Origin of the sequence: Pseudomonas shirazica (assembly GCF_015168335.1) — a bacterium.
Lineage (GTDB): Bacteria > Pseudomonadota > Gammaproteobacteria > Pseudomonadales > Pseudomonadaceae > Aquipseudomonas > Aquipseudomonas asiatica.
In genome coordinates, this window is record NZ_CP063456.1 from 147,426 (window position 1) to 168,584 (window position 21,159).

A 21,159-nucleotide genomic window follows, 5' to 3' on the forward strand; every position below is an offset into this window, starting at 1 on the left:
GCCCCAGGGGATCAGCGCAGATGCACAAATTGCCGGGGCTGCTTTGCAGCCCTATCGCGACACAAGGCCGCTCCTACAGGGACCAGCGCAGGCCTGCTGATTAACACCGATCAATGGGGGTGTATTTAGCCAAGAAGGCAGGCAAGATGGTTCACATGCATGTCCAGACAGGAAGCACAGTGTGAGCCAAGCTTTTGTAGTCGTTGATACCCCCGAACAGGCCGTCGACCGTCTGGCGGCCCTGCATGACCAGGCCACCGGGGCCCTTAGCCAGGCCCTCAAGCGTTACCTGAAGGACCGTACCGAGCCGGGCGCCGAAGAGCGCGACCTGTTCCGCTACCCGGCGCTGCGCCTGACCTATTACAGCCATGGTGAAGTCGCCGCTACCACGCGGGCCTACGCCAAGGTCCAGGTGGCCGGTACCTACAGCGTCACCATCACCCAGCCGGCTGCTTTCCGTGGCTACCTGCTGGAGCAACTGCGCCCGCTGATGCACGACTACACCGTCACGGTAGAGGTCGGCGTCAGTGAACAGAACATCCCTTACCCCTACGTGGTCGACCAGGGCGACGAACTGGCCGGCAGCGGCATCACCGCCGCGCAGCTGGCGCGGGTGTTCCCCAGCACCGACCTGTCGGCTGCGACCGACAACATCGCCGACGGCCTGTATGACTGGGGCAGTGCCGAGACTCTGCCGCTGGCGCTGTTCGATGCCGCGCGGGTCGACTTCTCGCTGCGCCGTCTGGTGCACTACACCGGCAGCGACTGGCGCCATGTGCAGCCATGGATCCTGTTGACCAACTATCACCGCTATGTCGACCAGTTCATCAGCCACGGCCTCGACCAGTTGCGTGACGACCCACGCTTCGTGCGCATGGTGCTGCCGGGCAACGTGGTGATCGAAAAGGGCATGGACCACGGTGAAACCCAGGCCCTGGTGGCAAGCGTGGTCTGGCACCGCTACCAGATGCCGGCGTACCACCTGATCGCCGCTGATGGCGACGGCGTCACGCTGGTCAACATCGGCGTCGGCCCGTCCAATGCCAAGAACATCACCGACCACCTGGCCGTGCTGCGCCCGCACTGCTGGCTGATGATCGGCCACTGCGGCGGCCTGCGGCAGTCGCAGACCATCGGCGATTATGTGCTGGCACACGCCTACATGCGCCGTGACGGCATTCTTGACCGGGTGGTGCCGCCGAACATCCCGATTCCGGCCCTGGCCGAAGTGCAGCTGGCCTTGCAGGAAGCCGCCGCGCAGGTCACCGGCGAGCGTGGCGAACAGCTGAAGAAGCGCCTGCGCACCGGCACCGTGCTGACCTACGACGACCGCAACTGGGAGCTGCGCTGGGCCCAGGAGCGGCCGCTGATCAACCTCTCGCGTGCCGTGGCGGTGGACATGGAAAGCGGTACCATTGCCGCCCAGGGTTACCGCTTGCGCGTGCCGTACGGCACCTTGCTGTGTGTGTCCGACAAACCGCTGCACAGCGAGATCAAGCTGCCGGGTTCGGCCAACGCCTTCTATAACCGGGCGGTCAGCCAGCATCTGAAGATCGGCATTGCCGCCCTCGACTTGCTGCGCACCGAGCTCAACTCGCTGCACTCGCGTAAACTGCGCAGTTTCGATGAGCCGCCGTTCCGCTGAGGATCCATGTCACTGCCACCCCGTTCCAAGCCGCGCCGCCCCCAGGCGCGGCCTGCCGCAGGCCCGCGTCGCCAGCCCAAGGCGCCACCGGCCGAGCCGCGCCTGATCCTGTTCAACAAACCGTTCGACGTGCTGACCCAGTTCAGCGACGGCGACGGGCGCGCGACGCTCAAGGACTACATCGACATCCCCGGCGTGTACCCGGCCGGGCGGCTGGACCGCGACAGTGAAGGCCTGTTGCTGCTGACCAACGATGGCGGCCTGCAGGCGCGCATTGCCGACCCGAAGCACAAGCTGGCCAAGACTTACTGGGTTCAGGTGGAGGGGGAGCCGAGCGAGGAGCAGTTGCAGCGCTTGCGCGATGGCGTGGAACTGAACGATGGGCCGACCTTGCCGGCCGAGGCGCGGCACCTGGACGAGCCCGAGCTGTGGCCGCGCAACCCGCCGGTGCGTTTTCGCAAGAGCGTGCCGACCAGCTGGCTGGAGCTGGTTATTCGCGAAGGGCGTAACCGCCAGGTGCGGCGGATGACGGCGGCGGTGGGGTTGCCGACCTTGCGCCTGGTGCGGGTGCGGATTGGCGACTGGGCGCTGGATGGGTTGGAACAGGGCTGCTGGCGCGAAGTCCCGGCGAAGTTGCAGCGCTAGCGGGGGCCGCTTTGCAGCCCATCGCGACACAAGGCCGCTCCTACAGGTGCAGCGCGAACTCAGGCATTGTGCGATCCCTGTAGGAGCGGCCTTGTGTCGCGAAAGGAGCGCAAAGCGCTCCCGGCTTTCTTGAGCCTTACACCCCTTCGAGAAACCCCACCACCACGCTCTTGATGATAAAGGCCAACACCCCCAGCCCCAGTACGAAGAACAGGATCAGCGTCCCGAACCGCCCGGCCTTGGACTTTTTCGCCAGGTCCCAGACGATGAAACCCATGAAACCGATCAACACGGTGACCAGGATGATCATCATCCACTCTTCGAATACGGCGGGATCCATCGGTGTTCTCCAGGCGGGTTGAGCGTCCGATTATACGCCTGCTGGCGCAGGCAATTAACGCAGGTGGGTCAAGGGCAGCTCGGTGCTGGCCAGCACCTGGTTCAGCACGAAGCTCGAACGCACGCTGGTGACGCCTTCAATGCGGGTCAGGCTGCCTAGCAGCAGTTTCTGGTAGTGGTCCATGTCGGGCACCACCACCTTCAGCTGGTAGTCGGCATCCATGCCGGTGACCAGGCTGCATTCGAGCACCTGTGGCAGGTTGCGGATGGCCGCCTCGAAGGTTTCGAAACGTTCCGGGGTGTGGCGGTCCATGCCGATCAGCACGTAGGCAGTCAGGCTCAGGCCCAGCTTCTTGCGGTCGAGCAGGGCTACCTGGCGCGAGATGTAGCCATCGTCCTCCAGTTGCTTGACCCGACGAGAGCATGGCGAAGGCGACAGGCCGATGCGTTCGGCCAGTTCCTGGTTGGAAATGCGCGCATCGCGCTGCAATTCGGCGAGGATACTCAGGTCGTAGCGGTCAAGTTTGCTCATGGGTTATGCCTTTTCTGTTCAGATTGCGATGAATTATCAATCCAGGGTGAAAAATTGCGCAAGTGCTATTTATCTGAGCAATCTTCGCAATCATCTGTCGCAACCTGTCCGGTATCTTTATCCACAGAATCACTGCCCGGACATCAGTCCACGGCGACGCGCCCTAGGCGGGCGGTCGCGGCCAGCCATCCAACAGGATCTGCAGGCCCCCGGGCTACATACCTTCCAGAAGACGGTGTGAGGTGAGCCGGCGCCACAAGTGCCGAGCACGGACGACAATTCCTGAAGGGAGGCCCTGTGGCCTCCCTTTTTTCATGTCCGGAATTTAATTGGCGTGCGTGACAGGCGCGGTAGACTGGCTGTGGTTGCCGTATTTTCTACCGAGAGGAACAGCATGAAGTCGCGCATCTGGCAGTTGGCAGGTGTTGGTGTGTTGGGGTTGAGCATCAGCCTTGGGGCCATGGCCGAAGGGCCGGGCGAGGGGGCGCCGGGCCGCTCGCTCAATTCGCGTGACGAAGTGCAGCAGACCCAGCCGCCACGACAGGGCTATTACCAGGATATTCCCCGCCGTCATGGCGATAACCGCCATGGGGAAGCCGGTGGCCCGGGGCAACGGCCCGGCGGTGACTGGCAAGGGCGCCCGGATGGTCATGGCAATGGCTGGGGGCCGGGGCCGCAGTATCGCCCGGGGCACACCATCGATCATTTCCCGGACCGCTACTGGAAAGTGCCCTACCGTGGCGATGACTACTTCTACTCCGGTGGTTACTGGTATCGCCCCCATGGTGGCCGTTATGTCGTGGTGAGCCCGCCCTACGGCGTGCGGGTCGACTACCTGCCGCCTTATGCGCGGGAAGTCTGGTTGGGCGGGGCGCTGTTCTTCCTGGTGGCCGATACCTATTACCAGTACCTGGCCGACAGCCGCGAGTACGTGGTGGTCAACCCGCCGGTTGCGGCGCCGGCACCTGTAGGCGGTGGGTATGACGTGGTGGCCTACCCGATGTATGGGCAAGGGCAGGAGCAGCAGGACCAGGACCGTTACCAGTGCCACCGCTGGGCGGTGAGCCAGTCAGGCTTCGACCCGGCGACGGCGGCTTATGCGCCGCCGGCCAATGTGGCGGACAACTACCGGCGGGCGCTGGGCGCTTGTTTCAGCGGCCGAGGCTACAGCATCAACTGAGCCAGATGTGCTGCCTGTCCCGGCCCTATCGCCGGCAAGCCAGCTCCCACAGGAACTGCACCGGCCTGAAGCCATGTGTAGTGCCTGTTGGAACTGCCTGTCCCGGCCCTATCGCTGGCAAGCCAGCTCCCACTGGTATTGCGCATGCCTTCAGGCCGGTGCGGTTCTTGTGGGAGCTGGCTTGCCGGCGATAGGGCCCTTGCAGGTTCACACCGGATCCGCGTGCACCATCACATCCGCCTGTGGATAACGCTGGCGGATCACCTTCGAGGCCTCCACGCACAAGGCATGCGCCTCATGCAGCGGCAACTGCCCCGGCATCTCCAGATGCAACTGCACGAACCACTGGTTGCCCGACACCCGTGTACGCAGGTCGTGCACGCCTTTGACCCCAGGAATGGCCAGCACCAGCGCAGCCATGGCCTCGCCGACATCGCCGGGCAGTTCCTGATCCATCAGGATGGCCGTGCTTTCCCGTGCGATCTGCAGCGCGCTCCAAAGGATATAGACAGCGATGCCCAGGCCGAACAGCGCATCCAGCTGCGGCCAGCCAAAGCGTGCCAGCAGCAGGGCCAGCAGGATGCTGCTGTTGAGCAGCAGGTCCGAGCGGTAATGCAGGGAGTCGGCCCGCACCGCCGTGGAGCCGGTCAGGCGGATGACCTTGTGTTGCAGTGCCAGCAGGGCAAGGGTCAGCACCAGCGACAGCAGCATTACCCCGATACCGACGGCGGTATCGCCCAAGGGTTGCGGGGTGTGCAGGCGTTCAACCGCCTGCACCCCGATCAGCACCGCACTGACCCCGATGAACAGCGCCTGCGCCATACCGGCCAGGGCTTCGGCCTTGCCATGGCCGAATCGGTGGTCGTCGTCGGCCGGGCGCAGGGCATAGTGCACGGCGAGCAGGTTGAGGAACGACGCAACGGCATCCAGTGCCGAGTCGGTCAGCCCGGCCAGCAGGCTGACCGAGCCGCTCAGCCACCAGGCCAGCGCCTTGCTCAGGACCAGGATACTGGCCACCGCCAGCGATGCGCGCGTGGCCAGGCGTAGCAGGCGCTGGTGTTCAGCCGAGGTGGTCATCATCCGTGGGCAGTGTCCTTGTGCTTCAGGCTGCCGGCACCAGGCCCAGGCTGGCCAACTGCTCGATGCTGCCGCGATGCTGGATCAGCCGTGGGTCGTTCAGCGGCAGGCGCTGGCCCAGTTCGCTTTCCAGAATGGCCTGCAACTTCAGGTTGTCGACCTTGCCATCGGGGCTCACGGCCTCGCGCAGTTTGACCGGGTCAACCTGGGCGGATCGCCCGCCCGAGTAATAGATGGCGCCCGTGGCAAAGTCGATACCGAAGGCGATCAGCCCCGGGATCACGTAGAACAGGATGCCGATCGCATCCATTGCGGCAACCACTGGGTCGATCTTGCCGCCGATCTGGCCGCGCCGTTCCGGGTAGAGAATGGTGCCGCAGGCGGTCAGTTGGGTCAGCAAGGTGACGATGAGGGCGCCACCGATGACGCGGGTTGGGATGCGCATGTAAATCTCCGAAAAGGTATCCAGCAGGGCAAGCGAAGCGCCTGCACCTGAAGCTAAGACCATGATAGAGCAGGCTGGGTTCGCCGTTATACTCGCGGGACTGTTCGAGGACCACCATGATTTCATTACCGATCGATGCTGTCTTGCCCGCCCTGCGCCAGGCCCTGGAAAACCGTGACGAAGCGGTGCTCGAGGCGCCACCTGGCGCGGGCAAGACCACCCGCGTGCCGCTGGCGCTGCTCAACGAGCCGTGGCTGGCCGGGCAGAGCATTCTCATGCTCGAGCCCCGCCGCCTGGCAGCGCGGGCTGCGGCCGAGCGCCTGGCCAGCGAGCTGGGCGAAAAGGTCGGCGAGACCGTGGGCTATCGCATCCGCCTGGACAGCAAGGTCGGGCCGAAAACCCGCATCGAGGTAGTGACCGAAGGCATCCTCACCCGCCGCCTGCAGGCCGACCCGGCGCTGGAGGGTGTGGGGCTGGTGATTTTCGACGAATTTCACGAGCGCAGCCTTGATGCCGACCTGGCCCTGGCATTGAGCCTGAATGGCCGGGAGTTGCTGCGGGACGACCCGCCGCTGAAGGTTTTGCTGATGTCCGCGACCTTGGAGGGCGAGCGCCTTTCGCGGCTGCTGAATGATGCCCCGGTGGTGAGCAGCGAAGGCCGCATGTACCCCGTCGACATCCGTTGGGGGCGGCCTTTCCAGCCGGGTGAGTTCATCGAGCCTCGGGTAGTGGACAGCGTGTTGCAGGCACTGGCTGACCAGACCGGCAGTTTGCTGGTATTCCTGCCGGGTCAGGCCGAGATCCGCCGGGTGCACCAGAGCCTGCAGGAAGCGTTGGGCGAGCGTCCCGAGGTCCTGCTCTGCCCGCTGCATGGCGAGCTCGATCTCGACGCCCAACGTGCGGCCATCGACCCGGCGCCCAAGGGCCTGCGCAAGGTGGTGCTGGCCACCAACATTGCCGAGACCAGCCTGACCATCGACGGCGTGCGCGTGGTGATCGACGCAGGCCTGGCCCGGGTACCGCGTTTCGACCCCGGCAGCGGCATGACCCGCCTGGACACCCAGCGCATCTCCCGCGCCAGTGCTACCCAGCGCGCCGGTCGCGCCGGCCGCCTGGAACCCGGCGTATGTTATCGCCTTTGGTCCGAGGCCCAACATGACCAGCTGGCCGCCCACGGCAGCGCCGAGATCATGCAGGCCGACCTGGCCGGCCTGGCCCTGCAACTGGCACGCTGGGGCGTTACGCCCGAGCAGTTGCGCTGGCTCGACCAGCCCCCCACTGCAGCCTTCACCCAGGCCCAGGACCTGCTGGCACGGCTCAATGCCTTCAAGCCCGGCAGCCGTGACAACCTCAGCGAACACGGCCTGGCCATGGCCGAGCTGCCCGCGCATCCACGTATTGCGCATTTGCTGTTGCGCGGCCAGGACCTGGGCCTGGCACAGATGGCCTGTGATGTGGCTGCGCTGCTGGGCGAGCGGGATATCCAGCGCGGCGGTGGCGCCGACTTGCACAGCCGGCTGGCGCTGGTCAGTGGCGAGAGCAGGACCGCCCGTGGCAGCCACGGTGGTGTGCAGCGTGCGCGCCAATTGTCCCGCCAGTACCGTGGCATGCTGCGTGGCAAACCAGGCGTGCCGGTTGCGGACCCCGATCACCCGCGCTGGCTGGGCGCGCTGCTGGCGCTGGCCTACCCCGACCGCGTCGCCCAGCAGCGCCGCGAGGGCGGTGCGGAATACCGGCTGGCCAACGGCCGGGCGGCGCTGTTTGCCGAAGTCGATGCACTGATGAAGTGCCCGTGGCTGGTGATCGCCGACCTGGGTAGCCGCCAGGGCCAGCGCGAAGAACGCATCTATCTGGCCGCCGAGTTCGATCCGGCGCTGTTCGAGGGCGTGCTGGCCGAGCAGGTCGAGCGGGTCGATATCCTCGATTGGGACGAACGCGAGCAGGTGTTGCGCGCAGAACGTCAGGTCAAAGTCGGCGAGCTGGTGCTCAGCCGCGAACCGCTGCCCGGCCTGGATGACGAAGCGCGGGCTCGCGCACTGCTTGGGCTGGTCCGGCGCAAAGGCCTGAACCTGCTGACCTGGACCCCCGAGCTGCGGCAATGGCAGGCGCGCGTGGCCTTGCTGCGTCAACTGGACCTGGCCAAAGACGGCCACAGCGAATGGCCCGACCTGGCTGACGAGGCCTTGCTCGCCAGCCTGGAAGACTGGTTGCAGCCCTACCTGGGCAAGGTGTCGCGCCTCAGCCATTTCGCCGCACTGGACTTACCGTCGATGCTGCGCAACCTGTTGCCCTGGCCGCTGCCGCAGCGCCTGGAGGAGCAGGCCCCCGCGCACCTGGCGGTACCGTCCGGCTCGAACATCCGCCTGGACTACAGCGAAAACCCGCCGATCCTCGCGGTGCGCCTGCAAGAGCTGTTCGGCCTGGCCGAAACTCCACGCATCGCCAATGGCCGCCAGCAGGTCAAGTTGCACCTGCTGTCACCGGCACGCCGCCCGGTGCAGGTGACCCAGGACCTGGCCAATTTCTGGCGTACGACCTATGCCGAGGTGAAGAAGGATCTGAAGGGGCGTTATCCGAAGCATTACTGGCCGGATGATCCGCTTGTGGCCGAAGCCACCGCTCGGGCCAAGCCTCGAGGGACGTGACAACAGCGTTTTCCGGTCAAGCGATGAGCCTGGGCATCACGCCCCGGCTTCGCCTTCCAGCAACATGAACAGGCGGTACAGCACCACGGTGCTGAACAACTGCAGGAAGCCGCTGAGGCTGTCCATGGCCAGCTCCATGCCAGGCGATGGCTCGGGGAAGGCCATCAGCAGCAGGCCGTCGATCAGCCAGATCGGCGCCAGCACACCTACGACACAGATCATGATGCGCATGAAGTGGCCGGTGGTCATGCGTGCGCTCTCGCGCATCGACTGCACCACCGGCAGGCCGCGCAGCACCAGCAGGTACTCGGCGAACACAAGGTTGATCATGATCCACACGCCCGGAAAGATGAACAGCGCCAGGCCGGCCATGATCAGCAGCGAGCTGATCAGGATCAGCAGGGCCAGCTGCGGCCACAGTTGCACGGCGCGGGCGAACAGGTCGCGCTTGGCGATTTCCTGGCCGTTGCTGCGGGTGTCGAGGTACAGGATCAGCGCGGCGCTGTACAGCGGGTAGAACAGCAGGCTGATCAGCATGCCGTAGGCCGGCGATGCCTGGTCGCCCATCTGCCGGTACAGCAGCTGGGTGAGCAAGGCTTCCAGCACCACCAGCGGCAGGCACAGCTGGAGGATGCTCGGCAGGTGGCGGCGGAAGAAGTACAGGGAGTCGCGCAGGACGCTCAGCGGATTCATCAGTCTACATCGCATGGCAGTAAAAACAGGGGCATAACTTTAGCCCAAAGCAGGCCTGGGGCTGTCACTTGCTGAAAAAAGTTTCACGCCGCCGGTGATTGAATCCCACGCCTGTACGCCCCATCTTTGACGCTGTCCGTTGTCCGCTACCCCACGAGGTCGCCCCATGAATACTGAAGAACAAACCCTGATCGACGGCCTGTTCGGCCGCCTCAAGCAAGCCGAGGACCCGAGCCAGCCACGCGATGCGCAGGCCCAGGCATGCATCGAGGCGCATGTGCGTCAGCAGCCGGCGGCGCCTTATTACATGGCCCAGGCGATCCTGGTGCAGGAGGCAGCGATCAAGCGCCTCGACGAGCAGAACAAGCAACTGGAAGCCGAACTGAAGCAGGCCCGTGCCCAGGCCGAGGCCGCCCGTGCCGGCAGCGCGCCGAGCAATGGCGGTGGTGGTTTCTTGTCCAGCATCTTTGGTTCGTCTGGGCGCAATGCGGCCCCGGCCGTGCAACCGCAGCGTCCCGCTGCAGCCCCCGTGGCATCTGGCGGTGGCTGGCGTGAGCCGTCGGCGCCGGGCTTCTCCCAGCCACAAGCGCAGCAGCCTGGCTTTGGCGCTGCGCCGGCCCGCAGTGGTGCCAGCAGCTTCCTCGGCGGCGCGATGCAGACTGCGGCCGGTGTGGCGGGTGGTGTGTTGCTGGCGCAGGGCATCAGCAGCCTGTTCAACCACAACTCGCAGCCGGAGGAGGTGGTAGAGGTGATCAAGGAAGAGCCGGCGCCGGCCAGCGACAGCGGTGGCTGGAACGACTCGGGGGCGCAGCAGCAGGTGGCTGACAACAGTGGTTGGGGCAGCGACCAGGGTGGTTATGCCGACAGCGATTATGGCAGCGATGATGGCGGGTTCTTCTCGGACGACGATTCGTACGTCTGACAGGTCTGGCATACTGCTGGCAATTTTGGGGGCGCTTTGCGCCCCTTTCGCGACACAAGGCCGCTCCTACAAGGGTACGCGAACCCCTGTAGGAGCGGCCTTGTGTCGCGAAAGGGCTGCAATGCAGCCCCCAGCATTCCAGGCCGACCAAGGGGTTCCAAGGTGAAAAAGATCGCGCTGTTCGCCGATGTGCAGAACCTCTACTACACCGTGCGCCAGGCCCACGGCTGCCATTTCAACTACACCGCCCTGTGGGCCGATGTCAGCAGCGAAGGTCAGATCGTCGAGGCCGTGGCCTATGCCATCGACCGTGGCGACAGCAAACAGCAACAGTTCCAGCAGATCCTGCGCAACCTCGGTTTCGATGTGCGCCTCAAACCCTTCATCCAGCGCAGCGATGGCTCGGCCAAAGGTGACTGGGATGTGGGTATTACCCTGGATGTGATCGACGCCGCCAGCCGCGTCGACCAAGTGGTACTGGCCTCCGGCGATGGCGATTTCGACCTGCTGCTGGAGCGGGTGATACAGCGCCATGGCACCGAGGCAGTGGTGTATGGTGTGCCCGGGCTTACCGCACTGTCGCTGATCCGTGCCGCCACCCGTTATGTGCCCATCGAGGGTGCGCTGTTGCTCAAACACTGAGGCCCCTGCATGGAACGTATCGCTGTCATCGACTTTGAAACCACCGGCATCAGCCCCGGCGCCGGCTGCCGCGCCACCGAGGTGGCGGTGGTGATGCTGGAGGGCGGGCGCATCGTCGAGCGCTACCAGAGCCTGATGAACGCGGGTGTGCCGGTACCGGCATTCGTCGCCGGGCTCACTGGTATCACCACCGCCATGCTGCGCAGTGCGCCGCCGGTGGACAAGGTGATGAACGAAGTGGCCGAGTTCGTTGGTGGCACCCCGTTGCTGGCACACAATGCCGCCTTCGACCAGAAGTTCTGGGACTACGAACTGGGCCGCATCGGCCGTAGCCGCAGCCAGGCCTTCGCCTGCTCCTTGCTGCTGTCACGGCGCCTGTTGCCGGCGGCACCGAACCACAAACTGGGCACCCTGACCCGCTGGGCCGGGCTGCCGGATACCGGTACCGCGCACCGGGCCATGGCCGATGCCGAAATGGCCGCCAACCTGCTGCAACACCTGGCTGGTGTGCTGCGCCAGGGCCATGGTGTACAGCAACTCTCGCACGACCTGCTCTGCCGCCTGCAGAAAACCCCGGCCGCCAAGGTTCGTGAAACCCTGGCCAGGTTCTGTTAGGGCTTCTTCTCCAGTTGCGCCAGCGGCACCCGCCGCTCCACAGCGCTGGAGAGAATGATCGAGGTCTTGCTGAAGCCGAACTGCGCGACCCGGTTGATCAGCTCTTCAAGCTCCGGCATCGAACCCACCGCTGCCTGCATGATGACGCAGGGGTCGCCGGTTACCCGGTGGCATTCGGTCAATTGGGGGATCTGGGTCAACGCTTCGTAGGCCTGCTGGTTGCCGTGGCTGGCCAGGCGCAGTTCGATCACGCACTGGATCGGCAGGCCGATCTTGCTCATGTCGACCTTGGCCTGGTAGCCGGTGATAACCCCGCTGGCCTCGAGCTTGGCCACCCGCTCGGCCACCGCCGGCGCCGACAGGTTCACCTGGCGCGCCAGTTGCGCGAAGGTGGCGCGGCCATTGTCGAGCAGGGCGGCGAGCAGCATGCGGTCGTACTTGTCCATGGGTTATTCCTGCCTGGTTTCGATTCGATTGAAAAGCATCCGAATAACCATGCAATGCAAAGTGTTCGGGTAATTTAAAGCTGTTTTGTAACTTAAGTTTACACGGTGGCCTTTCTAAACTAAGCCACCCGTAAACGGATTTCGAGTGTTTCCCATGCCTGCCTCCCGTCGCTTCCCGTTGTTGCTCATTGGCGCTTTCCTGGCTTTGTACCTGGTCTGGGGCTCCACCTACCTGTTCATTCGCATAGGCGTCGAGAGCTGGCCACCGATGCTCATGGCCGGGGTGCGCTTCCTGATTGCCGGGGGCCTGCTGTATGGCTTCTTGCGCTGGCGCGGTGTGCCGGCACCGACCTGGCCGCAGTGGCGGGCTGCGGGGGCGATCGGTTTCCTGCTGCTCAGCTGTGGTAACGGTGGCGTGACCGTGGCCGAGCATGCCGGTGTGGCCTCGGGCGTCGCTGCGCTGGCGGTGGCGACGGTGCCGCTGTTCACGTTGCTGTTCGGCCTGCTGTTCGGGCACCGCAATTCGAAGCTGGAGTGGGCGGGGATCGCCCTCGGGTTGGTGGGTATCGGCCTGCTGAACCTGGGCTCCAACCTTCAGGCAAGCCCGATTGGCGCGGCGCTGATCATCTTTGCGGCGGCGTCGTGGGCGTTCGGCTCGGTGTGGAGCAAGACCTTGCCGCTGCCCCAGGGGCCCATGGCCAGCGCCGCGGAAATGCTCGTTGGTGGCGCTGTGCTGCTGCTCGGCAGCGCGCTGTCTGGCGAGCGCATGACGCAGATGCCGACCGCTGCCGGCTGGGGGGCACTGGCCTACCTGGTGTTGTTCGGTTCGATCCTGGCGTTCAGTGCCTACATGTACCTGCTCAAGCACGTGCGCCCGGCAGCTGCCACCAGCTATGCCTACGTCAACCCGGCAGTGGCCGTGCTGCTGGGTATCGTCTTTGCCGGTGAGCAGATTGGTGCCGAAGAGTGTGTGGCCATGGCGGTGATCATCGGCGCGGTGGTGCTGATCGGCCTGCCGCAGTGGCGCAAGGCACCTGAGCCGGCGCAGCCATTGAAAGGCGAAATCTGCAAGTAGGCAGGGGTGATGCGGTAAACTTGCCGCCTTCGCTGAACCCCCTGACGGTATTGCCATGAATTTCGCCAAACTCGGCCTGATCGAACCGCTGCTGCGCACCCTGCAGCAACTGGACTACACCACCCCGACCCCGGTGCAGGCCAAGGCCATCCCCGCCGTGCTGGCCGGCCGCGACCTGATGGCCGCGGCCCAGACCGGCACCGGCAAGACCGCGGGCTTTGCCCTGCCTGTGCTGCAGCGCCTGGCGCTGGAAGGCGAAAAGGTGGCCAGCAACTCGATCCGCGCGCTGGTGCTGGTGCCCACTCGTGAGCTGGCCGAGCAGGTGCACAACAACGTGCGCGAGTACGCCGAGAACCTGCCGCTGAGCACCTACGCGGTGTATGGCGGGGTCAGCATCAACCCGCAGATGATGCGCCTGCGCCGTGGCGTCGACCTGCTGGTGGCCACCCCGGGGCGCTTGCTCGACCTGTTCCGACAGAACGCCGTGAAGTTCAACCAGGTGCAGACCCTGGTGCTGGACGAAGCCGACCGCATGCTCGACCTGGGCTTTGCCGAAGAGCTGCAGTCGGTGTACGCCGCGCTGCCACGCAAGCGCCAGACGTTGCTGTTCTCCGCCACTTTTTCCGACCAGATCCGCATGCTGGCGGGGCTGGCCCTGAACGACCCGCTGAGCATCGAAGTCAGCCCGCGCAATGCCACGGCCACCAGCGTCAAGCAGTGGCTGGTGCCTGTGGATAAAAAACGCAAGGTCGACCTGTTCTGCCACCTGCTGCGCAAGCAGCGCTGGAAGCAGGTGCTGGTGTTCGCCAAGACCCGTAATGGCGTCGATCAACTGGTGGAGCGCTTGCTGGCCGAGGGTGTGAATGCCGACGGTATCCACGGTGACCGCCCGCAGGCCACTCGCCAGCGCGCGCTGGACAGCTTCAAGGCCCGCGAAATCCAGGTGCTGGTGGCGACCGATGTGGCGGCCCGCGGCCTGGATATCGATGACTTGCCGCTGGTGGTCAACCTTGACCTGCCGATCGTTGCCGAGGATTACGTGCACCGCATCGGGCGTACCGGGCGGGCGGGCAACAAGGGCGAGGCTATCTCGCTGGTGTGTGCCGATGAAGTGCAGCTGCTGGCGGCGATCGAAGTGCTGACGCGGCAGACCCTGCCGCGTCATGAAGAGCCGGACTTCATCCCTGACCACCGGGTGCCGATGACCGACGCCAGTGGCCAGGTGATCAAGAAGCCGAAGAAGCCCAAGAAGCCGAAGGAAAACAGCGCCAAGCGCGGGTTGGGGCGCTGGATGGACAGCGCTGAATCAGGCAGTGCGGAGCCGGCGGTGAAGGCAGTGCGCAAGGTGCCGAGCTTCAATGGTGGGGCGCGCAAGCGTAAGCCTTGATTGCCTGACCTGGCCTCATCGCCGGCAAGCCGGCTCCCACAGGTACTGCGCTGCTCTCAAGGCCACTGCTGTACCTGTGGGAGCTGGTTTGCCGGCGATGGGTTGCAAAGCAGCCCCGACAATCTGTCAGGAAACCCGCATAACCCAATTCGCCGCCGCCCGTCCGGCGCGCAAGCCGCTGGCAAAGCACGCTGTCAGCAGATACCCCCCAGTCGGCGCCTCCCAGTCCAGCATCTCGCCTGCACAGAACACCCCCGGCATGCCCTTGACCATCAAGCCTTCATCCAGCCCCTCGAAACGCACCCCACCCGCGCTACTGATCGCTTCATCCAGCGGCCGCGTGCGTACCAGTGTTATCGGCAAGGCCTTGATCGCTTTCGCCAAGGCATCAGGGTTGGCAAAGGTCGCCTGATCGGTCAGCTCGCGCAGCAGCGCAGCCTTGACCCCATCGATACCCAGCTGGCTGTGCAGGTGCTTGGCCATGGAGCGCGAACCCCGTGGTTTGGCCAGCGCCTGGGCAATCTTGTCCACAGGCTTGTCCGGCAACAGGTCGAGCAGCAACACCCCGTGGCCCTCACGGTTGATGGCCTCGCGCACCGGCGCTGACCATGCATACACCAGGCTGCCTTCCACACCCTGCGCGGTGAGGATGAACTCGCCCTTGCGCGGCACGCTGCCAGGAACGCTAAGGGCAATGTTCTTCAACGGCGCACCGGCGAACTTGTCCTTGAGCAGCGCGCTCCAGCCTGCCACTTCAAAACCGCAGTTGCTGGGCTGCAAGGGTGAGATATCCACAGCCCGTTCGGCCAGCAGCGGCTGCCAGCTACCGTCCGAGCCCAGTCGCGCCCAGCTGCCGCCACCCAGCGCCAGCACCACCACGGCAGCCTTCACCAGCCGCTCGCCTTGTGGATAAGCAACCCGCAATGCACCTTCGGCATTCCAGCCCAGCCAGCGGTGACGGGTGTGGATAACTACTCCGTTGTCGCGCAGGCGCTTGAGCCAGGCGCGCAGCAGTGGCGCGGCTTTCATGTCGGTGGGGAACACCCGGCCCGAGGTGCCGACGAAGGTTTCGATGCCCAGGCCGTGAATCCACTGGCGCAAGGCGTCGGCATCGAAGTCGTGCAGCAGCGCAGCGATTTCGCCCTGGCGCTCGGCATACCGGCTGACGAACGCCGGGTAGGGCTCGGAATGGGTGATGTTCATGCCACCGACACCCGCCAGCAGGAACTTGCGGCCCACCGAAGGCATGGCATCGAACACCTCGACCGCCAGGCCCGCCTGGGCCAGTGCTTCGGCGGCCATCAGGCCGGCTGGGCCGCCGCCGATGACGACAGCGAGGGGAGGGGAGGCGGGGCTCAGATCAGGCATGGTGGGCAGCAGGCTGTGGAAAAGAGGCGCATTCTAGCGCAGCGCGGCCTGCAGAAGTACTGCTCAAAAAATGATCAGAGCTTTGCAGGCCTTGCCTGTAAAGGGCTGCAGCGCCTTTCCCGCAGGTTATCCACAAGCGGTTCCACAGTCATTGTGAACAACCGATGACGCGTGCCGCGCTGTGATGAAGGATGCCGTGGCGCCTGGCCAGGGCTGCGCGGTCCTTGCTGTAGCCACCGCCGATCACGCCCACCACCGGGATGTCGCGGCCCAGGCAGTGGCGCAGCACCGCTTCGTCACGGGCGGCAACACCTGCATCGGTCAGTTGCAGATAGCCCAGGGCGTCGTCCTTGTGCACATCGACCCCGGCGTCGTACAGCACCAGGTCGGGTCGATAGAGTGGCAGCAGGTAGTTGAGGGCGTCGTCCACCACCTTCAGGTAGGCCATGTCGCCCATGCCGCGCGGCAGGGGGATGTCCCAATCGCTTTGTGCCTTGCGCGCCGGGAAGTTCTGTTCGCAGTGCAGCGACACGGTGATGGCGTCTGGTGTGTCGTGCAGGATGCGCGCGGTGCCGTCACCCTGATGCACATCGCAGTCGAAGATCAGCACCCGGTGTACCCGGCCAGCCTCCAGCAGGTAGTGGCTGATCACGGCCAGGTCGTTGAAGATGCAGAAGCCGGCAGGGTGGTCGTAATGGGCGTGGTGGGTACCGCCGGCAAGGTGGCAGGCGATGCCGTGCTGCAGCGCCATCTCGGCGCTCAGCAGCGAGCCGCCTACGGCGCGCACGGTACGCCGGGCCAGGGCCTCGCTCCAGGGCAGGCCGAGGCGGCGCTGGTCCTCGCGTGACAGGTCACCGTTCATGTAGCGCTCGATGTAGCTGCGGTCGTGGGCCAGGGCGAGGATGTCGTTGGGGCAGATGTCCGGGCGCAGCAGGGCTTGGTCGGTGGTCAGTCCGCTGTCGATCAAGTGGTCGTGCAGCAGGCGAAACTTGTCCATGGGGAAGCGGTGTTCGGCAGGGAACTCCGGGCTGTAGTCTTCGTGGTAGATCAGCGGCAACGGCATGGGTGGGGTCGCAATCGGGGCCAGTGCTGATCTTGCCATGGCTGGAGACTGCTGTGGGAGAACCTGCCTGGCATCAATCTCCTGGCCAGCGCCGGCCTTTGTAGGAGCGGCCTTGCGTCGCGAAAGGGCTGCGCAAGGCCGCTCCTACAGGGCGTGTTTGCCACGAGGGGGCGTTATTTCGTGGTACTGGCCAGCACCCGTTGCCAGTCCGGCTCGTTCAGGCGGCCGAGGATGCGCGTCTTGCCATTGCCATCCACCGAAACGAACAGCGCACTGGCATAGCCGCTCTCACGCTCGCCCCCCGCAACTTTCTGCTGGCGGGCAAAATGGTCGATGCAGCCGTTGTGGGTCACCAGCACCAGGTTATGCCCCGGTCGTTTGTGTGCCAGCGCTTCGCTGGCGAACTGGCTGTCACAGCTTTCCAGCCAGTCCTCACTGGCCACCGCCTGGCCAAGGATGAAATGCGCGGTTTGCCGTGTGCGCAGTTTCGGGCTGCTGAGCATATCGGCGTTGTTCAGGCCCAGCTGGTGCAGCCCTTGGCCAACATGTCCGGCAGCCTGGCTGCCGGCCACGGTGATGCCGGCGGGGTCGTCCAGGCACGGGCCGGGGGCGCTGTCGCAGCGCTCGGCGTGGCGGATCATCACGATCACCGCACCGTCGGCCCAGTCCTGCAGCAGGCCGCTGTCACTCAATTGTCGTTCGTTGCCAAGGTCCACGATGTGCGTCCTCGTCGCCAGCCAGGTGCTCAACGCCGCCACGACCATGCACAGGCCAAGGGCGGCACCGAGGGCTTTGCGGGTCAGGCGTCGCTTGCGCCGGGCGTGGATGGCAGGGTGCCCCAGGGTGTTGCTCGATAGCATGCGTTGCTCCGTTGGCATGGTCGCGGCTGGCGCGACGGTGTTGGCTGGCATCCTGCCAACAGGCCTGTCGGGGGGCGGTGAAGGGCGTGTGAAAATTGCATTCGGGCACGCCGGCTAGGTGAAACCTGCACCCGCGCCTACGCTGTAAACTGCAAGACGGTAAAACCGGAGCACGCCCGATGACCCCTATCCTGCAACTGGAAAGCGCGCGGCTGGTACTGCGCCAATGGCACGACGACGACCTGCGCGAGTTCGCCGCCCTGTGTGCCGACCCGCAGGTGATGCGCTACTTCCCGGCGCCGCTGACACGCCTGGAGGCAGCCGCGCTGATCGGCCGCGTGCGCGGGCATTTCAATGAGTACGGCTTTGGCCTGTGGGCCCTGGAGCGCAAGGACAGTGGTGCCTTCATCGGCATGACCGGGTTGTTGCACGTGGGCTTCGATGCCGATTTTGCGCCGGCGGTGGAGATCGGCTGGCGCCTGGCACGCCGCCACTGGGGCCTGGGTTTCGCCAGCGAGGCGGCGTGGACATGCCTGCGCTGTGCTTTCGCCCAATTGCGCCTGGAGGAAGTGGTGTCGTTCACTAGCGAGAGCAACCTGCCCTCGCAGAAGGTCATGCAGGCCATCGGTATGCAGCAGGACCTGAATGGCAGTTTCGAACACCCGCGCCTGCCCGTGGGCCATCCGCTGCGCCCGCATGTGCTGTACCGCATCGATCGAGCTCACTGGGAGCGTACCCTGCGCGCCTGAATGCATGGCCATGCCCGGCGCGAATGACAAACCCTGTATCATTTCCCTAATGGAGGGCGCTTGCCGCAAGATGTTCAGCGCCTATGAGATCGAGCGCCGCCTGGACGGCGCATCGCGAGCAAGACTCGCTCCTACGGAGAACCCCCGATGAGTCATGTGTTGGACGACCTGGTCGACCTGTTGAGCCTCGAGTCCATCGAGGAGAACCTGTTCCGTGGCCGCAGCCAGGACCTGGGCTTTCGCCAGCTGTACGGCGGGCAGGTACTGGGCCAATCGTTGTCGGCGGCCAGCCAGACGGTCGAGGATGCACGCCATGTGCATTCGTTGCACGGCTACTTCCTGCGCCCTGGCGATGCCAGCCTGCCGGTGGTGTATTCGGTGGACCGTGTGCGCGATGGCGGCAGCTTCAGCACCCGGCGGGTGACTGCGATTCAGAAGGGCCAGCCGATCTTCACCTGCAGCGCCTCGTTCCAGTACGACGAGGAAGGTTTCGAGCATCAGGCGCAGATGCCCGAGGTGGTCGGCCCGGAGAACCTGCCCACTGAAGTCGAGCTGGCCCGGGCCATGGCCGACCAGTTGCCCGAACGCATTCGCGACAAGGTGCTGTGCGCCAAGCCGATCGAGATCCGCCCGGTCACCGAGCGCGACCCGTTCAACCCCCAGCCTGGCGACCCGGTGAAGTACGCCTGGTTCCGCGCCGACGGCAACCTGCCCGATATTCCCGCCCTGCACAAATACATGCTGGCCTACGCCTCGGACTTCGGCCTGCTGACCACTGCGTTGCTGCCCCATGGCAAATCGGTGTGGCAGCGTGACATGCAGATCGCCAGCCTCGACCATTCGCTGTGGTTCCATGGCAACCTGCGTGCCGACGAGTGGCTGCTGTACGCCACCGACAGCCCCTGGGCGGGCAATGCCCGTGGCTTCTGCCGCGGCAGCATCTTCAACCAGGCCGGGCAACTGGTGGCGTCGTCGTGCCAGGAAGGCCTGATTCGCCACCGCAAGGACTGGGCATGAGCCTGGGCGAGGTGCGCAACTGGGTGTTCGACATGGACGGCACCCTGACCGTGGCCGTGCACGATTTTGCCGCCATCCGCGTGGCGCTGGATATCCCGGCCGAGCACGACATCCTCACCCACCTGGCAGCTTTGCCGGCGGACGAGGCGGCGGCCAAGCATGCCTGGCTGCTGGAGCACGAGCGTGATCTGGCAATTGCCTCCACGGCGGCCACCGGGGCGGTGGAACTGGTGCGCGAGCTGGCCCAGCGTGGTTGCCGGCTGGGCATTCTGACCCGCAATGCCCGTGAGTTGGCGCATGTGACGCTGGAGGCCATCGGCCTGGCGGACTGCTTCCCGGTGGAGCACATTCTGGGGCGTGACGAAGCAGCGCCCAAGCCAAGCCCGGATGGGCTGCTGAAGATTGCCAATGCCTGGGGTGTGACACCGGGTGAGTTGGTGATGGTGGGGGATTACCGGTTTGATTTGGACTGTGGGCGTGCCGCAGGGGCGCGCACGGTGCTGGTGAACCTGCCGGACAATCCGTGGCCGGAGCTGGTGGATTGGCATGCGGCCGATTGCCGGGCGCTGAAGGTGATGCTGGGCTGAATCTTGTGTTGGGAATGTGGGCCCTATCGCCGGCAAGCCAGCTCCCACAGGGACACCACTAGAGCTGAGACTTGTGTAATACCTGTGGGAGCTTGCTTGCCGGCGATAGGGCCGGACCTGTCTATGCTGAACCCCAATCTTTTCCCTGAACGGAGACCTATCCATGACCAGCAAGGCCATCTACGTAAAACCCGGCGGCGGCTACGACAAGGTCGAGGTCGGCACCTGCGAGGCCTCTTCACCCGAGGCCGGCGAGATCACCGTGCGCCTGCACGCCAGCTCTCTCAACTACCACGATTTCGCCGTTGTCAGCGGCATGTGGGGCCCGAGCGAGCGGCGCATCCCCATGGCCGATGGCGCTGGCGAAGTGGTCGCGGTGGGGAGCGGCGTCACCGAGTTTCAGGTCGGCGACAATGTGGTCAGTACCTTTTTCCCCGACTGGCTCGACGGCCAGGCAAATGTGGAAGGCTTCGCCAAGGTGCCCGGCGACGGTATCGATGGTTACGCCCGTGAACAGGTCACCGCTCGCGCCACCGCCTTCACCCTGGCGCCCAAGGGCTTCAGCCATGCAGAAGCTGCCACGCTGACCACGGCCGGTCTCACGGCTTGGCGCGCGCTGATGTGCGACGACCACCTCAAGCCCGGCGATACGGTGCTGGTGCAGGGCACCGGCGGTGTGTCGATCTTCGCCCTGCAGTTTGCCAAGCTGGCCGGCGCGACGGTGATCGCCACCTCTTCCAGCGACGCCAAGCTGGAGCGCCTGAAGGCCCTGGGTGCCGACCACCTGATCAACTACAAGAGCGTCCCGGCGTGGGGTGAGAAAGTGCGCGAGCTGACCGGCAACCGCGGCGTCGATCATGTGATCGAAGTGGGTGGCGCGGCGACGCTGGAGCAATCGATGATTGCCGCGCGCATTGGTGGGCACGTGTCGTTGATCGGCATCCTCACCGGCGTGGCCGGGCAGTTGCCGCTGGTGCAGGCGCTGGTGCGGCAGATACGCCTGCAAGGCGTGCTGGTGGGCAGCCGCGCCCAGCAGCAGGCGATGGTGCGGGCGATCGATGCCAACGGCCTGCGGCCGGTGGTGGACAAGCATTTCGAGCTGGAGCAGATCGTCGAGGCGTTCCGTTATCAGGAGAGCAACCGGCATTTCGGTAAAATCTGCCTGACCTGGTAACAGGGCCTGATGCGGTTCTCTTTGTAGGAGCGGCCTTGTGTCGCGAAAGGGCC

Annotated in this window: 22 protein-coding genes; 13 read left to right on the top strand and 9 right to left on the bottom strand. The window is 65.1% G+C overall.

Annotated elements, in window-relative coordinates:
- The first annotated feature begins 181 nt into the window (after positions 1-181).
- The gene (gene amn / locus IMX18_RS00695; RefSeq protein WP_015271928.1) at positions 182-1,645 is read left to right on the top strand and encodes an AMP nucleosidase; all 1,464 of its coding nucleotides are present in this window, start codon (positions 182-184) and stop codon (positions 1,643-1,645) included.
- Between the two features lie 6 nt (positions 1,646-1,651).
- A complete protein-coding gene (locus tag IMX18_RS00700) occupies positions 1,652-2,290 on the top strand; it encodes a pseudouridine synthase (protein WP_015271927.1) in 639 nt (212 codons plus the stop codon).
- Positions 2,291-2,426: 136 nt separating this feature from the next.
- Here the strand turns inward: IMX18_RS00700 and IMX18_RS00705 are convergent, their stop codons facing one another.
- Positions 2,427-2,630, bottom strand: a complete 204-nt coding sequence (locus tag IMX18_RS00705; protein WP_013974331.1) for a DUF2788 domain-containing protein — start codon at positions 2,628-2,630, stop codon at positions 2,427-2,429.
- Between the two features lie 54 nt (positions 2,631-2,684).
- Entirely contained in the window at positions 2,685-3,161 is a 477-nt protein-coding gene (locus IMX18_RS00710; protein WP_003249795.1) for an Lrp/AsnC family transcriptional regulator, read from the bottom strand.
- A gap of 394 nt (positions 3,162-3,555) precedes the next feature.
- On the opposite strand from IMX18_RS00710, the gene IMX18_RS00715 reads away from it, so the two are divergent.
- On the top strand, positions 3,556-4,341 hold the full coding sequence (locus tag IMX18_RS00715; protein WP_015271926.1) for a DUF6515 family protein: 786 nt from the start codon (positions 3,556-3,558) through the stop codon (positions 4,339-4,341).
- Positions 4,342-4,548: 207 nt separating this feature from the next.
- Here IMX18_RS00715 and IMX18_RS00720 read toward each other — a convergent pair whose 3' ends face one another.
- Together IMX18_RS00720 and IMX18_RS00725 are read right to left on the bottom strand one after the other, a co-directional pair.
- A complete protein-coding gene (locus IMX18_RS00720; protein ID WP_100413350.1) occupies positions 4,549-5,421 on the bottom strand; it encodes a cation diffusion facilitator family transporter in 873 nt (290 codons plus the stop codon).
- A 22-nt stretch (positions 5,422-5,443) separates the two neighbouring features.
- Complete coding sequence (locus IMX18_RS00725; RefSeq protein ID WP_013974328.1) at positions 5,444-5,863, bottom strand: hypothetical protein; 420 nt, start codon at positions 5,861-5,863, stop codon at positions 5,444-5,446.
- Between the two features lie 116 nt (positions 5,864-5,979).
- Here IMX18_RS00725 and hrpB point away from each other — a divergent pair, with 116 nt between their 5' ends.
- Positions 5,980-8,508 carry an ATP-dependent helicase HrpB gene (hrpB, locus tag IMX18_RS00730; protein WP_054573602.1) on the top strand — a complete coding sequence of 843 codons (2,529 nt, stop codon included), beginning with the start codon at positions 5,980-5,982 and terminating at the stop codon, positions 8,506-8,508.
- Between the two features lie 36 nt (positions 8,509-8,544).
- Here hrpB and IMX18_RS00735 read toward each other — a convergent pair whose 3' ends face one another.
- Positions 8,545-9,201 carry a YciC family protein gene (locus IMX18_RS00735; RefSeq protein WP_015271922.1) on the bottom strand — a complete coding sequence of 219 codons (657 nt, stop codon included), beginning with the start codon at positions 9,199-9,201 and terminating at the stop codon, positions 8,545-8,547.
- 166 nt (positions 9,202-9,367) lie between these two features.
- Between IMX18_RS00735 and IMX18_RS00740 the strand changes: the two genes are divergently transcribed.
- From IMX18_RS00740 to IMX18_RS00750, 3 genes are all read left to right on the top strand, one after another.
- Complete coding sequence (locus tag IMX18_RS00740; protein ID WP_054573604.1) at positions 9,368-10,123, top strand: DUF2076 domain-containing protein; 756 nt, start codon at positions 9,368-9,370, stop codon at positions 10,121-10,123.
- 162 nt (positions 10,124-10,285) lie between these two features.
- Positions 10,286-10,765 (top strand): LabA-like NYN domain-containing protein, encoded by a 480-nt coding sequence (locus IMX18_RS00745; protein ID WP_015271920.1) that lies wholly within the window; start codon positions 10,286-10,288, stop codon positions 10,763-10,765.
- A 9-nt stretch (positions 10,766-10,774) separates the two neighbouring features.
- Positions 10,775-11,380, top strand: coding sequence for a 3'-5' exonuclease (locus IMX18_RS00750; RefSeq protein ID WP_039613572.1), 606 nt, complete (start codon positions 10,775-10,777; stop codon positions 11,378-11,380).
- Here the strand turns inward: IMX18_RS00750 and IMX18_RS00755 are convergent.
- Complete coding sequence (locus IMX18_RS00755; protein ID WP_015271918.1) at positions 11,377-11,826, bottom strand: Lrp/AsnC family transcriptional regulator; 450 nt, start codon at positions 11,824-11,826, stop codon at positions 11,377-11,379. The genes IMX18_RS00750 and IMX18_RS00755 overlap by 4 nt on opposite strands.
- A gap of 154 nt (positions 11,827-11,980) precedes the next feature.
- Here IMX18_RS00755 and yedA point away from each other — a divergent pair, with 154 nt between their 5' ends.
- Entirely contained in the window at positions 11,981-12,901 is a 921-nt protein-coding gene (gene yedA / locus IMX18_RS00760; protein WP_054573605.1) for a drug/metabolite exporter YedA, read from the top strand.
- A gap of 55 nt (positions 12,902-12,956) precedes the next feature.
- Entirely contained in the window at positions 12,957-14,288 is a 1,332-nt protein-coding gene (gene rhlE1 / locus IMX18_RS00765) for an RNA helicase RhlE1 (protein WP_013974320.1), read from the top strand.
- Between the two features lie 126 nt (positions 14,289-14,414).
- Here rhlE1 and IMX18_RS00770 read toward each other — a convergent pair whose 3' ends face one another.
- The 3 genes from IMX18_RS00770 to pmrG form a co-directional block, all read right to left on the bottom strand.
- Complete coding sequence (locus IMX18_RS00770) at positions 14,415-15,656, bottom strand: TIGR03862 family flavoprotein (RefSeq protein ID WP_100413347.1); 1,242 nt, start codon at positions 15,654-15,656, stop codon at positions 14,415-14,417.
- A 148-nt stretch (positions 15,657-15,804) separates the two neighbouring features.
- The gene (locus tag IMX18_RS00775; RefSeq protein ID WP_061303542.1) at positions 15,805-16,719 is read right to left on the bottom strand and encodes a histone deacetylase family protein; all 915 of its coding nucleotides are present in this window, start codon (positions 16,717-16,719) and stop codon (positions 15,805-15,807) included.
- Positions 16,720-16,892: 173 nt separating this feature from the next.
- Complete coding sequence (gene pmrG, locus IMX18_RS00780; protein ID WP_100413346.1) at positions 16,893-17,579, bottom strand: lipopolysaccharide core heptose(II)-phosphate phosphatase PmrG; 687 nt, start codon at positions 17,577-17,579, stop codon at positions 16,893-16,895.
- A 179-nt stretch (positions 17,580-17,758) separates the two neighbouring features.
- Here pmrG and IMX18_RS00785 point away from each other — a divergent pair, with 179 nt between their 5' ends.
- The 4 genes from IMX18_RS00785 to IMX18_RS00800 all read left to right on the top strand — a co-directional run bounded on the left by IMX18_RS00785 (position 17,759) and on the right by IMX18_RS00800 (position 21,106).
- Positions 17,759-18,328, top strand: a complete 570-nt coding sequence (locus tag IMX18_RS00785) for a GNAT family N-acetyltransferase (protein WP_013974316.1) — start codon at positions 17,759-17,761, stop codon at positions 18,326-18,328.
- A 147-nt stretch (positions 18,329-18,475) separates the two neighbouring features.
- Positions 18,476-19,345, top strand: coding sequence for an acyl-CoA thioesterase II (gene tesB / locus IMX18_RS00790; RefSeq protein WP_025340733.1), 870 nt, complete (start codon positions 18,476-18,478; stop codon positions 19,343-19,345).
- The gene (locus tag IMX18_RS00795; RefSeq protein WP_013974314.1) at positions 19,342-19,932 is read left to right on the top strand and encodes an HAD family hydrolase; all 591 of its coding nucleotides are present in this window, start codon (positions 19,342-19,344) and stop codon (positions 19,930-19,932) included. Before tesB ends, IMX18_RS00795 begins: the two co-directional genes overlap by 4 nt.
- Positions 19,933-20,095: 163 nt before the next feature.
- A complete protein-coding gene (locus IMX18_RS00800) occupies positions 20,096-21,106 on the top strand; it encodes a zinc-dependent alcohol dehydrogenase family protein (protein ID WP_054573609.1) in 1,011 nt (336 codons plus the stop codon).
- Positions 21,107-21,159: the final 53 nt, after the last annotated feature.